This window comes from Streptococcus sp. M334, assembly GCF_000187745.1.
Taxonomy (GTDB): domain Bacteria; phylum Bacillota; class Bacilli; order Lactobacillales; family Streptococcaceae; genus Streptococcus.
Window position 1 is genome coordinate 611,429 of sequence record NZ_GL732486.1, and the last position, 13,055, is coordinate 624,483.

Below are 13,055 nucleotides of genomic sequence, written 5' to 3' on the forward strand. Positions count from 1 at the left end.
CGCATTTGGTGTTGTTTCTTTGGCTGGTAAGTTTGCTCTTGACGCTGTACTTGCATCACTGTTTCCATGTTTAGCAGTTGCGCTGACTTGTGTTCCTGCACTTGCTGTATTGTGTGCTACAGTGATTACTCCGCTTGTTGGATCTACACTTACTCCTTCTTTAGCTGGTGTTAGACTCCATGTTGAGCCAGTTTTCGTTGCGACCACTGTTGAGTTTCCTACTGTAACTTCTACTCGGTCTGCATCTGCACTTGGCGTTACGGTTACTCGTGCATTTGCTTCGTCACTTGCTACTGTTGGTGCTCCTGGTGTTGCTGTTTTAGGTGCTTTAGGAATTACCACAGCATCACTCATATCCGATGTGGCTTCTCTTGTTGTAAAAGTATTTCCATATGCATCTCTAGGAGGTATACCACCCTGTGCAATATTTTTAACGGTAATTCGATCATTTTCTCTCAGTGCATTAGTTGGTGTCCACGTTGCCTGTCCATTTGCTGCATTTACTACAGTTTGCTTTTGTCCATTAAGATAAAATTCTACTTTACTTATAGATGTATTCGCAACTGTTGCTGTAACAACTGGCCTTTTCCCTTCTGCATTCACTAAATCAGCAACACTTACAGTTGGTTTTTTAGGTTTTACAGTTATTGGCACATTTAATGTTGCCATTTGAGCATTATTCCTTTTATTATTTAGTACGTGAATATGCAAATCGTAAGTTCCAATCATATCATTCGGAATTTGTCCTACCAATTTTATATTAGTCCCACCATCATACGGTCCAATACCATCTTGCTGTCTTCTTGTATATTCAGTTCTTGGTCCAGTATTTGGGGTTGTAGTAATATATACATCTTTAGTACTAATGACTTTCGTATCGTATTTTACTTTGATAATAACCTTCTTACCATATCCTAATTCTTCGCCAGCAACTAAACTCGATAAATCAGCACCTACTGTTTCATAAGTGAAATTTGTATTATTTGGTGCAGCTCGTAGTCCACTACCTTCAGGTAAAGTAGTCCCATTCAAGATATGATTATGTCCTGCGATATTCCTATCATTTGGCTCAGTATTTTCGGCTTTCTTCCCTACTGTTTCTTTACCATTTGTTGTATCTAGTTTAGGAGTGTTTTCCTCTAGTGGTTTATGAGTCATTTTCACACGTCTTAAACTACTGTTTTTGTAATTAACTAACTCTTTATATACCGAATTAACTTCCTCTTGATTTTTAGCAATTGTTAATACTTCTTTAGCTTTTGCAACTTTTTCTTTTAATCCCTTTACTGAATCCTCAGTGTATTTTTCTGGATCTAATTTGTCAATTTCTTTTAAAAGCGTTTCCAATTTGGTTTTATTAGTGAACACTTCCTCGACTTTGTCATCTTTTACAGATTTTTTGATTTCTGCAGTCTGATTAACAAGTGTCACAGCATTCTCTGATACTTCAAACTCTTTTTTATCTTGAACTTTAGAACCAGATCCATCTTCCTTGTTAGAAGCTTTATCTTCAGTCTTAGACTTAAGTAGACGCACTTGCTCTGTAAGAAATTGAACTCGACTTACTTGACTTGCAATCGCTTCCTCAGAAATATTTTCTCCATTAAGTAAACGGTTATTTTCATCGGTTAATTGAATAAGTTGATTAGATAAACTTACTAAACTTTCCTCGTCTACTTTTGCAATCGCAGCTTGAAGTTCACTAATAGCCTGAACGAGAGGAGACTTATCCACTAGCTTCTGAGCAACTGGTGTTTTATCACCCACTACTTCCTCTTTTGATTTCTCTATAGGATTCTCTTTAGGTGGAACTCCTTCTGTCAGTTCCGTAACACCAACATTTACCTTTTCAGTATTCGCCGTAACAGGTGATACAGGTAAAGCATCTGCCTTAACCGCACCATTTGCAAAAAACATTAATGCTGCTACGGCAACACTTGCAGCACCAAAATGGTACTTACGAATAGAATAACGGAATACCTTTTCTCCGTTCACTTCTCGATTTGATTTTGTCATCTAATCGCCTCTCTCTTATTTTTATTTTTGAGGTACTAAAAAATACCCCCCCTTAAATATTTTAGTAATTTAAGGAAAGGATATGCTTTTTTAATTTTGGGTACCACACTGTTTTAAAAACATAGTACACTTTCTATTTTACATCTTTCTTAGAAAAATTAACAGTATAACCCATATATTTTTTCTAATTTAGCATTTAATTTTAGCAAGTATATATACTTTTTTCCTAATCTTCTATTACTATTAGACAGGAGACACAACAAGACCTCCACTATATCGAGGAGGCCTTGGATAAACTTGGTTATTTAGTAAAAGACTAGAAGATTTTCTTTTCCCAATCGTCTTCTGTACGGCGAGGGTAGAAAAATTCAGACTTGTCAGGAGCTTCCATCATCTCCATCAAGGGTAACATATCATAGGCCAGTTCCAAGCTTGGAATCTGGTCTTTTTGCACCCAAGAAACTTCTCCTTCTTCTGAAGAGCGAAGGGTACCAGAGAACTCAGTTGCCTTATAACAAACGACAATATAGCGGCCACCTGTATCTAGTGGCCAATTTTTAATGCCGACAAGTTGAGGATTTTGGATAGTCAACCCTGTTTCTTCATAGATTTCACGAATGACAGACTCTGCGAAAGACTCGCCATTTTCTACATGGCCTCCTGGAAAGGCATAACCAGACCAGCGATTAGTTTCAGGAGAGCGATACTGCATTACCACGCGCTGGGTTTCGAGGTCTTCTATTAGACAAATATTTGTTAAAATCGTTAATTGTGCTCGAGACATAAATTTACTCACTTTCTAATTTATTACATTTTCAGACTTGTACCAGTACCATTAGTTTCTACTTTTTAAAATTATTTAGAATAGAATACCATTCGTTTTTCCTTTATCGGCTTTCCAAGTTCAAGTATTTTTTCTTGGTCATCAAAAGTAAAACCCATTTTTTGATAGAAAGCAATGGCGCGCTTATTATCATTCAATACCCATAAAAAAATTTCAGAAAAATGATCAAGAGCAATCAAAGCTGCTTTCATTAACTTTTGTGCGATTCCTTTTCCACAATAGTCTTTTAAAACATATAAGGCAATAATTTCACCAGCTTGAATAATCTCATCACGAAAGCTGCCATAACTGATGAAACCAACTACCTTCATACCATCCATCGCAATCAATGTATTTTCTGGATACTTTTGACTAAAGAGTCGACATCTCTCTAATGTCATTGTCTCCTGAAATTCTGCAGGCAAAAGGTCGTCATAAGCCTCTCTCCACGTTTGCCAGTGAGCAAGGGATTTGCCTTCTATCTCTTCAGGAGTTTCCATTGATTTGATAATAACCGTCATTTATTTTCTTCTCCTTAATCCAACATCCTGACTTCCTTTGCTACTTTGTGTAGAAATTTTTGTCTTGTTGAACTTGTATTTACTTCACGGCCTAACTCTCCCAAGATTGAAACCCTCTTTGTTTTTATGCCACAGTGATTCAATACAGCATTCTTTAATACTGATATTCCATAACTGTCTGGAATGTTAATCGGACCTGAAAATACTTTGTACCACCAAGTTGGTGCCATAGAAGTTGCATAGATACTAGCTGTTTTTCCTTTTAGTAACTTTTTGAACTGTTTACCTCTCAAGTAGTTTAAAATAAAGCTTCCTCGATTATTTGCAGAGTATGCAATGCCTGGCGTAAACACACGATCAATCCACCCCTTCAATAGACTAGGCATACTACTCCACCAAATAGGATAAACAAAAATGAAATGATCTGCCCACTGAATTAATTCTTGAGAGCGTAGAATAAACGGATCGTCCTCCATCCTTTGTCGATAACCATAACGTAAAACAGGATCAAACTCTTCCTCATTAAGATTAATCACTTCAAGTTCATGTCTCTTTGAGTCTATACTTTCTACAATCGTTTGAAAAATTGCTTGACAGTAGCTTTCTTTATCAGGATGTCCATTGATAACTAAAATATTCATAAAATTTCCTTAATCCAACGCCTTGACTTCCAACATCATATCCCGAATCTGAGCTGCTAGTTCAAAGTCAAGCACTTCGACTGCTTCTTGCATTTGTTTTTCGAGTTTCTTAACAAGTTCTTTGCGCTCTTGTTTATTGAGACTGTTGATGTCAACTTCCTTGTCCTCTTCCTTAGCAACTGCCTTGGTCACAGCAATCAGGTCACGGATTTCTTTCTTAATAGTTTGTGGAACGATACCATGCTCTTCATTATAGGCCATCTGGATTTTCCGACGGCGGGCAGTTTCATCGATGGCACGTTGCATAGACTGGGTAACGGTGTCCGCATACATGATGACATGCCCTTCACTGTTACGGGCGGCACGTCCAATGGTCTGGATGAGTCCACGTTCGTTACGAAGAAAGCCTTCCTTGTCAGCATCAAGAATGGCTACGAGACTCACTTCGGGAACGTCAATCCCTTCACGGAGCAGGTTGATTCCGACCAAGACATCAAAGACACCCAAGCGCAGGTCACGAATTATCTCCGTCCGCTCCAAGGTCTTGATATCCGAGTGCATGTACTTGACCTTGATGCCCATTTCCTTGAAGTAGTCGGTTAAGTCCTCTGCCATTTTCTTGGTCAAAGTGGTGATAAAGGTTCGTTCATTCTTTTCAACACGGGCATTGATTTCACCTAAGAGGTCATCAATCTGTCCCATAGTCGGACGGACTTCCACTTCAGGATCCAAGAGTCCTGTTGGACGAATGATTTGCTCAATCACTGTCTCGGTCTGTTCATTTTCATAGTCACCTGGTGTTGCTGAAACGTAAACAATCTGATGCACATGACTTTCAAACTCTTCACGACGGAGAGGACGATTGTCCAAAGCAGACGGCAAACGGAAACCGTAATTTACTAACATTTCCTTACGCGAACGGTCTCCATTGTACATACCCTTGATCTGTCCCATGGTCATGTGACTTTCATCAATCATAATCAAGAAATCATCTGGGAAGAAGTCGAGAAGCGTATAAGGAGGCTCTCCTTCGCTACGTCCATCCATGTGGCGTGAATAGTTCTCAACCCCGTTGGTATAGCCCATCTCGCGCAGCATTTCGATATCATACTCTGTCCGCTGTTTCAAGCGCTGGGCTTCAAGTAGTTTTCCTTCCTTTTCAAAGATAGCTAACTGCTCCTCTAACTCTGCTTGAATTTTAGCAATGGCAACTTCCATATGGTCGTCATTGGTCACAAAGTGAGTGGCTGGGAAAATCGCCAAATGATCCACTTCTCCCAATACCTGACCTGTCAAAGCCTCAACTTCACGGATACGGTCAATCTCGTCTCCAAAAAATTCTACTCGAAAGGCGTGTTCATCACGGGAGGCTGGGAAAATCTCCACCACATCCCCACGTACACGAAATCTTCCCCGTTGGAAATCAATATCATTGCGCTCAAACTGGATATCCACCAATTCATTCAAGAGTTTATCACGAGAAATTTCAAGACCTGGACGGAGACTAACGACACTATCAGCGTATTCCTTGGGCGAACCCAGACCATAGATACAAGAAACGGAAGCTACGACGATAACATCATTACGCTCCAAAAGGGCCGAAGTCGCTGAGTGGCGGAGTTTGTCAATCTCGTCATTGACAGAACTATCCTTCTCAATGTAGGTATCACTAGAAGGGACATAAGCTTCTGGCTGGTAATAATCATAGTAAGACACAAAGTACTCAACGGCATTTTCAGGGAAAAATTCCTTAAATTCTCCATAAAGCTGACCAGCAAGCGTCTTATTATGGGCAATGACCAGAGTGGGTTTATTAACTTTGGAAATGACCTGACTCATGGTATAGGTCTTCCCTGTTCCAGTCGCCCCCATCAGAATCTGAGCTTTTTCTCCACCCTCGATATTATCAACCAACTGCTCGATAGCTTGGGGTTGATCTCCTGAGGGTTGGTATTTTGATACTAGTTTAAATTGATTATCTGTAATACGGTTAATCATAAGAATCCTCTCTCCATGTGCTATTCCTATTTTAGCATACTTGTATCATTTTCACGAAGAAAAGGACGGACCTAAGTCACATCCTTTCATTTTCTTTCTTCAATTGATAAGCGAGATAGACAATCAGCAGCAGCAAAATAATACTGGACACGATGGAACCCTCAATACCAAAAGATCCTCCTGATAACCAGCCTTGATCGCCTTGTGGTAAAAAGGTCATCAAAGACGTTCCTGATGGTTGACCACTAACTAAAATCCCAAAGAGATTTCCCTGAGCAAAATTCCAGGCTCCATGAATACCTGCAACACCCCAAACTGTATCAGTTTTGAGAAGGTAAAGAGACATGGCAACTCCGAATAGGAAGAGATTCACTAGAGATAGAGGTGTTAGACCAGAATTTCCCACATGAAGCAGGGTAAAGAACAGGCTAGATATAAGAATAGCCAGTTTTAGATTGGTTCTTGAGGCCAATTGAGGAAGGAGCCAAGCACGGGCTACCACTTCTTCTGTTGTCCCCTGTAAAATCCAAAAAGGGATAGTAAAGACTACAAAGACAAGCGAGTAAAGATTCAAGTGAATGGATTCCAAACGATATTGCCCCAAGGCCACTAAACCTAACAAAGTAAGAAGAAAAAGTGCCAGACCTAGCCCAAATCCTTTAACAAGATTTCTGAGGAAATTTTCTCTATAAAATCCTAAAGTTCGAATAGGTCTTTTCTCAACTTTTTTAGTCCATCTGAACACAGTGTTGAGTATAAAACCAAACGCCAGTAAATCTAAAATTAAATGAAAGTCACTTGTTTTATCCATCAAGCTCTGCTGCAAAGTCTGCAAGTATGTAGCAAAAGCTTGACCAGCCTCTCCAAAATTTCTAGCAAGTCCGATAAGAGCTAACAAACTAATACCATATAAAGTAAAAGCCACAAACTCTCCTATAAAGACAAAAACAAAGGCTAACAAGGGGCTTGTGTAAATATTTAAACTCATTTTTGAAGCTTGGAAGTCTTCAAATATTCTTTTGTTCTTCATATCCCTGTCCTCTTTTCTTCTACTATATACTATTATTATAGCACTTTATGGTAGCAATTCAAGAAAGAAAAGAAAAAACGATGTTATATTTTCTGACACAAAAAATATAAAAATTTGCCTTTTTTTACTTTTTCTGATATAATGGGAAAATATTCGGAAAAGGAGACTAAAAATGAAGAAAAAATTTCTAGCATTTTTGCTAATTTTATTCCCAATTTTCTCATTAGGTATTGCGAAAGCTGAAACAATTAAGATTGTATCTGATACCGCCTATGCACCTTTTGAGTTTAAAGATTCAGATCAAACTTATAAAGGAATTGATGTTGACATTATTAACAAAGTCGCTGAGATTAAAGGATGGAACATTCAGATGTCCTATCCTGGATTTGATGCAGCGGTAAATGCGGTTCAAGCTGGTCAAGCTGACGCTATCATGGCAGGGATGACAAAGACGAAAGAACGTGAAAAAGTCTTCACCATGTCTGATACTTACTATGATACAAAAGTTGTCATTGCAACTACAAAGGCACACAAGATTAGTAAATATGACCAATTAACTGGCAAAACCGTTGGTGTTAAAAACGGAACTGCTGCTCAACGTTTTCTTGAAACAATCAAAGATAAATACGGCTTTACTATTAAAACATTTGACACTAGTGATTTGATGAACAACAGCTTGAGTGCTGGTGCCATCGATGCCATGATGGATGACAAACCTGTTATCGAATATGCCATCAACCAAGGTCAAGACCTCCATATTGAAATGGATGGTGAAGCTGTAGGTAGTTTTGCTTTCGGTGTGAAAAAAGGAAGCAAATACGAGCACCTGGTTACTGAATTTAACCAAGCCTTGGCTAAAATGAAACAAGATGGTAGTCTTGATAAAATCATCAAGAAATGGACTGCGTCATCATCTTCAGCAGTGCCAACTACAACTACTCTTGCAGGCTTAAAAGCCATTCCTGTTAAAGCTAAATACATCATTGCCAGCGATTCTTCTTTTGCACCTTTTGTTTTCCAAAATTCAAACAACCAATACACTGGTATTGATATGGAATTGATTAAGGCAATCGCTAAGGACCAAGGTTTCGAAATTGAAATCACCAACCCTGGTTTTGATGCCGCTATCAGTGCTGTTCAAGCTGGACAAGCTGATGGTATCATTGCTGGTATGTCTGTTACAGATGCTCGTAAGGCAACTTTTGACTTCTCAGAATCATACTACACTGCCAATACTATCCTTGGTGTCAAGGAATCAAGCACCATTGCTTCTTATGAAGATTTAAAAGGGAAGACGGTCGGTGTTAAAAACGGAACCGCTTCTCAAACCTTCCTAACAGAAAATCAAAGCAAATACGGCTACAAAATCAAAACCTTCGCTGATGGTTCTTCAATGTATGACAGTTTAAATACTGGAGCCATCGATGCGGTTATGGATGATGAACCTGTCCTCAAATATTCTATCAGCCAAGGTCAAAAATTGAAAACTCCAATCGCTGGAACTCCAATCGGTGAAACAGCCTTTGCCGTAAAAAAAGGAGCAAATCCAGAATTGATTGAAATGTTCAACAACGGACTTGCAAACCTTAAAGCAAACGGGGAATTCCAAAAGATTCTTGATAAATACCTAGCTAGCGAATCTTCATCTGCTTCAACAAGCACTGTTGATGAGACAACTATCTGGGGCTTGCTCCAAAACAACTACAAACAACTCCTTAGCGGTCTTGGTATCACTCTTGCTCTAGCTCTTATCTCATTTGCTATTGCCATTGTCATTGGGATTATCTTCGGTATGTTTAGCGTTAGCCCATACAAATCTCTTCGTGTGATCTCTGAGATTTTCGTTGACGTTATCCGTGGTATTCCATTGATGATTCTTGCAGCCTTTATCTTCTGGGGGATTCCAAACTTTATCGAATCCATCACAGGTCAACAAAGTCCAATTAACGACTTTGTAGCTGGTACTATTGCCCTCTCACTCAATGCAGCCGCTTATATCGCTGAAATCGTTCGTGGTGGTATTCAGGCCGTTCCAGTTGGCCAAATGGAAGCCAGCCGAAGCTTGGGTATCTCTTATGGAAAAACCATGCGTAAGATTATCTTGCCACAAGCAACTAAATTAATGTTGCCAAACTTTGTTAACCAATTCGTTATCGCTCTTAAAGATACAACCATCGTATCTGCTATCGGTTTGGTTGAACTCTTCCAAACTGGTAAGATTATCATCGCCCGTAACTACCAAAGTTTCAAGATGTATGCAATCCTTGCTATCTTCTATCTTGTAATTATCACACTTTTGACTAAACTAGCGAAACGCTTAGAAAAGAGGATTCGTTAATGGCAAAACTAAAAATTGATGTAAATGATTTACACAAAAGCTACGGAAAAAATGAAGTTTTAAAAGGAATTACGACTAAGTTCTATGAAGGAGATGTTGTTTGTATCATTGGTCCTTCAGGTTCTGGTAAGTCAACCTTCCTCCGTAGCCTTAATCTTCTAGAAGAAGTCACTAGCGGTCACATCACTGTGAACGGTTATGACTTAACTGAAAAAACTACCAACGTTGACCACGTCCGTGAAAATATCGGAATGGTGTTCCAACACTTCAACCTCTTCCCACACATGTCTGTATTGGACAACATTACTTTTGCTCCTATTGAGCACAAGTTGATGACTAAAGAAGAAGCTGAGAAATTGGGAATGGAGTTGCTTGACAAGGTTGGGCTTGCAGATAAAGCTAATGCTAACCCAGATAGCCTATCAGGTGGTCAAAAACAACGTGTGGCTATCGCTCGTGGACTAGCAATGAATCCAGACATCATGCTCTTTGATGAACCAACTTCTGCCCTTGACCCTGAGATGGTCGGAGACGTACTGAACGTTATGAAAGAATTGGCTGAGCAAGGCATGACCATGATTATCGTAACCCATGAGATGGGATTTGCCCGTCAGGTTGCCAACCGCGTTATCTTTACTGCAGACGGTGAGTTCCTAGAAGACGGAACACCTGACCAAATCTTTGATAACCCACAACACCCACGTCTGAAAGATTTCTTGGACAAGGTCTTAAACGTCTAAACTCAAACTGTAAGGATTTCCTTGCAGTTTTTTTCTATCTCGTATTGGATTTTTTGATTTTTCGGAAAATTATGTTAGAATTAAGTTTATGAAATGAGATTTCCTCATACCTAGTAAGACTAGGAATAAAAATAGAAATTAGGTAGCTAGATGTCATCTAAGGTTATTGTTACAATTTTTGGTGCGAGTGGAGACCTGGCTAAACGCAAGCTCTACCCTTCCCTTTTTAGACTATATAAGTCCGGCAATCTTTCCGAGCACTTTGCCGTTATTGGAACTGCCCGTCGTCCTTGGAGCAAGGAATATTTTGAATCTGTAGTAGTTGAATCTATCCTTGATTTGGCAGATAGTACCGAACAGGCTCAGGAGTTTGCTAGCCACTTCTACTATCAAAGCCATGATGTCAATGATACAGAACACTACATTGCTCTACGTCAATTGCAGGCTGAACTTAATGACAAGTACCAAGCTGAACACAACAAGCTCTTCTTCTTGTCTATGGCACCTCAGTTCTTTGGAACTATCGCAAAACACCTCAAGTCTGAAAACATTGTTGATGGTAAAGGTTTTGAGCGTTTAATCGTTGAAAAACCATTTGGTACAGATTACGCAAGCGCAAGCAAGTTGAATGACGAGCTCCTAGCAACATTTGACGAAGAACAAATTTTCCGTATTGACCATTATCTTGGTAAGGAAATGATCCAAAGCATCTTTGCAGTTCGCTTTGCAAACTTGATTTTTGAAAACGTTTGGAACAAGGACTTTATCGACAATGTTCAAATTACCTTTGCGGAGCGCTTGGGTGTAGAAGAACGTGGTGGCTACTATGATGAGTCTGGTGCCCTCCGTGACATGGTACAGAACCACACTCTACAACTGCTTTCCCTCCTTGCCATGGACAAGCCAGCAAGCTTCACAAAAGACGAGATTCGTGCTGAAAAGATTAAGGTCTTTAAAAACCTCTATCATCCAACTGATGAAGAACTTAAAGAACACTTTATCCGTGGTCAATACCGTTCAGGTAAGATTGATGGCATGAAATATATCTCTTATCGTAGCGAGCCAAATGTTAATCCAGAATCTACAACTGAAACCTTTGCATCTGGTGCCTTCTTTGTAGACAGCGAGCGCTTCCGTGGTGTTCCTTTCTTCTTCCGTACTGGTAAACGTCTGACTGAAAAAGGCACTCATGTCAATATCGTCTTTAAACAAATGGACTCTATCTTTGGAGATTCACTTGCTCCAAACATTTTGACCATCTATATCCAACCAACAGAAGGATTCTCTCTTAGCCTAAATGGGAAGCAGGTAGGAGAAGAATTTAACTTGGCTCCTAACTCACTTGATTACCGTACAGATGCGACCGCAACTGGTGCTTCTCCAGAGCCATACGAGAAATTGATTTATGATGTCTTAAATAACAACTCAACTAACTTTAGCCACTGGGATGAAGTTGGTGCGTCATGGAAATTGATTGACCGTATCGAAGAACTCTGGGCTGAAAATGGTGCCCCACTTCATGACTATAAAGCTGGAAGCATGGGACCTCAAGCTAGCTTTGACTTACTTGAAAAATTCGGTGCCAAATGGACTTGGCAACCAGACATCGCCTATCGTCAAGATGGTCGTTTAGAATAAAAAAAAATCCTGCAAGTTTGTACCTTGCAGGATTTTTGCTTCTGATTAGATTAAGCCTTCCAAGAGACCCTTCATAAAGTTTTCTGAGTTAAACTCTCCAATATCATCGATTTTTTCACCAAATCCAATCAATTTTACAGGAATATTGAGTTCCTCTCGGATAGCTAGAACAACACCACCTCGAGCCGTTCCATCAATCTTAGTCAAGACAATTCCTGTCAAAGGGGTAATTTTTGAAAATTCTTTGGCCTGTACTAGGGCATTTTGACCTGTTGATGCATCAAGTGCCAAGAAGGTTTCATGCGGCGCTTCTGACACAACACGTTTGATGATACGACCAATCTTTTCCAGCTCAGCCATGAGGTTGTCCTTGTTTTGCAAACGACCAGCAGTATCAATCATTAGAATATCGATACTTTCAGCTACAGCACGTTCCATGCCATCAAAGACTACACTGGCTGGGTCAGCTTTTTCAGCTCCAGTTACAACTGGAACGTCAACACGACGGCCCCATTCAGCAAGCTGGGCTACTGCTCCTGCACGGAAAGTATCTGCCGCAACTAGCATAACCTTCTTACCTGCTTGTTTGTAGCGGTGAGCTAGTTTCCCGATAGAAGTTGTTTTCCCAACACCATTAACACCAACAAAGAGCATCACTGTCAAGCCATCTTGGAAGTGGATACTTTCATCGTAGTTACCGTCTTTCTCATAGAGCTCGACCAATTTTTCAATGATGACACGGCGAAGTGCGTCGGGTTTCTTGGCATTTTCAAGCTTGGCTTCGTAGCGTAACTCCTCAGTTAAGTTTGAAGCGACTTGAACACCAACGTCACTCATAATCAGCAGTTCTTCCAGTTCCTCGAAAAATTCTTCGTCAACAGAGCGGAAATTTGCAAAGAAGGCGTTCAAGCGAGCACCAAATCCTGTACGAGTTTTCTTAAGACTACGGTCATATTTTTCCTGAACGGTTTCTTCTGCTTGAGGAGTTCCTGGTTCAAGCACTTCAGAATTATTTTCTTCTACAGCTTCTTCAAGCTCAGGGTTCTCTTCCTCTGCGACTTCTTCTTGTTGAACTTCTACAACTGGCTCTGAATCCTTACTTTCTTCAACTGTATTTTGGATTTCCTCTTCTTCAAATACAGCTTCTTCAACAATTTCAACCTCTGCTTCTTCATGAGGAAGTTCCTCAGCTTCTGTAAGAGAAGGCTCAGCAGCTTCAGACAAATCAAGATTTTCCAGAGCTTCTTTTACAACTTCTTCGATCTTAGGTTCTTCTTTTTTTCCGAATAGACGGTCAAACAATCCCATAT

General features: G+C 39.9%; 10 protein-coding genes and 1 pseudogene. 4 read left to right on the plus strand and 7 right to left on the minus strand.

Annotated features, from left to right (window positions below; genetic code table 11):
- A partial coding sequence (locus tag HMPREF0851_RS16285) for a YSIRK-type signal peptide-containing protein (RefSeq protein WP_009014218.1) occupies nt 1–2,016 on the minus strand: 2,016 nt, incomplete at its 3' end.
- A 242-nt stretch (nt 2,017–2,258) separates the two neighbouring features.
- On the opposite strand from HMPREF0851_RS16285, the pseudogene HMPREF0851_RS16180 reads away from it, so the two are divergent.
- Nucleotides 2,259–2,336, plus strand: a pseudogene (locus HMPREF0851_RS16180) (DNA-binding transcriptional regulator); the annotation flags it as partial.
- On the opposite strand, the gene HMPREF0851_RS07450 reads toward HMPREF0851_RS16180, so the two are convergent.
- From HMPREF0851_RS07450 to HMPREF0851_RS07470, 5 genes are all read right to left on the minus strand, one after another.
- Nucleotides 2,333–2,800: an 8-oxo-dGTP diphosphatase gene (locus HMPREF0851_RS07450; protein WP_009014219.1), complete on the minus strand. Its 468-nt coding sequence runs from the start codon at nt 2,798–2,800 to the stop codon at nt 2,333–2,335. The pseudogene HMPREF0851_RS16180 and the gene HMPREF0851_RS07450 sit on opposite strands and share 4 nt — an antisense overlap.
- 71 nt (nt 2,801–2,871) lie before the next feature.
- Nucleotides 2,872–3,360: a GNAT family N-acetyltransferase gene (locus tag HMPREF0851_RS07455; protein ID WP_000216004.1), complete on the minus strand. Its 489-nt coding sequence runs from the start codon at nt 3,358–3,360 to the stop codon at nt 2,872–2,874.
- Between the two features lie 14 nt (nt 3,361–3,374).
- Nucleotides 3,375–4,001, minus strand: a complete 627-nt coding sequence (locus HMPREF0851_RS07460) for an NAD(P)H-dependent oxidoreductase (RefSeq protein WP_001024109.1) — start codon at nt 3,999–4,001, stop codon at nt 3,375–3,377.
- A 9-nt stretch (nt 4,002–4,010) separates the two neighbouring features.
- Nucleotides 4,011–5,999 carry an excinuclease ABC subunit UvrB gene (gene uvrB / locus HMPREF0851_RS07465; RefSeq protein WP_000610434.1) on the minus strand — a complete coding sequence of 663 codons (1,989 nt, stop codon included), beginning with the start codon at nt 5,997–5,999 and terminating at the stop codon, nt 4,011–4,013.
- A gap of 76 nt (nt 6,000–6,075) precedes the next feature.
- Nucleotides 6,076–7,029, minus strand: a complete 954-nt coding sequence (locus HMPREF0851_RS07470; protein ID WP_000792093.1) for a CPBP family intramembrane glutamic endopeptidase — start codon at nt 7,027–7,029, stop codon at nt 6,076–6,078.
- Nucleotides 7,030–7,201: 172 nt separating this feature from the next.
- Here HMPREF0851_RS07470 and HMPREF0851_RS07475 point away from each other — a divergent pair, with 172 nt between their 5' ends.
- From HMPREF0851_RS07475 to zwf, 3 genes are all read left to right on the plus strand, one after another.
- Nucleotides 7,202–9,367: an ABC transporter substrate-binding protein/permease gene (locus HMPREF0851_RS07475; protein WP_000726250.1), complete on the plus strand. Its 2,166-nt coding sequence runs from the start codon at nt 7,202–7,204 to the stop codon at nt 9,365–9,367.
- Nucleotides 9,367–10,107: an amino acid ABC transporter ATP-binding protein gene (locus tag HMPREF0851_RS07480; protein WP_001096328.1), complete on the plus strand. Its 741-nt coding sequence runs from the start codon at nt 9,367–9,369 to the stop codon at nt 10,105–10,107. Before HMPREF0851_RS07475 ends, HMPREF0851_RS07480 begins: the two co-directional genes overlap by 1 nt.
- A 150-nt stretch (nt 10,108–10,257) precedes the next feature.
- The gene (gene zwf / locus HMPREF0851_RS07485) at nt 10,258–11,745 is read left to right on the plus strand and encodes a glucose-6-phosphate dehydrogenase (protein ID WP_000096101.1); all 1,488 of its coding nucleotides are present in this window, start codon (nt 10,258–10,260) and stop codon (nt 11,743–11,745) included.
- A 45-nt stretch (nt 11,746–11,790) separates the two neighbouring features.
- Here zwf and ftsY read toward each other — a convergent pair whose 3' ends face one another.
- Nucleotides 11,791–13,053 (minus strand): signal recognition particle-docking protein FtsY, encoded by a 1,263-nt coding sequence (gene ftsY, locus HMPREF0851_RS07490; RefSeq protein ID WP_000522296.1) that lies wholly within the window; start codon nt 13,051–13,053, stop codon nt 11,791–11,793.
- Nucleotides 13,054–13,055 lie beyond the last annotated feature (2 nt).

Bases quoted from the DNA above. Each gene is read 5' to 3' on its own strand.
- zwf (WP_000096101.1), top strand. From the start codon at position 10,258: ATGTCATCTAAGGTTATTGTTACAATTTTTGGTGCGAGTGGAGACCTG.
- HMPREF0851_RS07450 (WP_009014219.1), bottom strand. From the start codon at position 2,800: ATGTCTCGAGCACAATTAACGATTTTAACAAATATTTGTCTAATAGAA.
- HMPREF0851_RS07475 (WP_000726250.1), top strand. From the start codon at position 7,202: ATGAAGAAAAAATTTCTAGCATTTTTGCTAATTTTATTCCCAATTTTC.
- HMPREF0851_RS07460 (WP_001024109.1), bottom strand. From the start codon at position 4,001: ATGAATATTTTAGTTATCAATGGACATCCTGATAAAGAAAGCTACTGT.
- HMPREF0851_RS07470 (WP_000792093.1), bottom strand. From the start codon at position 7,029: ATGAAGAACAAAAGAATATTTGAAGACTTCCAAGCTTCAAAAATGAGT.
- HMPREF0851_RS07480 (WP_001096328.1), top strand. From the start codon at position 9,367: ATGGCAAAACTAAAAATTGATGTAAATGATTTACACAAAAGCTACGGA.
- HMPREF0851_RS07455 (WP_000216004.1), bottom strand. From the start codon at position 3,360: ATGACGGTTATTATCAAATCAATGGAAACTCCTGAAGAGATAGAAGGC.
- uvrB (WP_000610434.1), bottom strand. From the start codon at position 5,999: ATGATTAACCGTATTACAGATAATCAATTTAAACTAGTATCAAAATAC.
- ftsY (WP_000522296.1), bottom strand. From the start codon at position 13,053: ATGGGATTGTTTGACCGTCTATTCGGAAAAAAAGAAGAACCTAAGATC.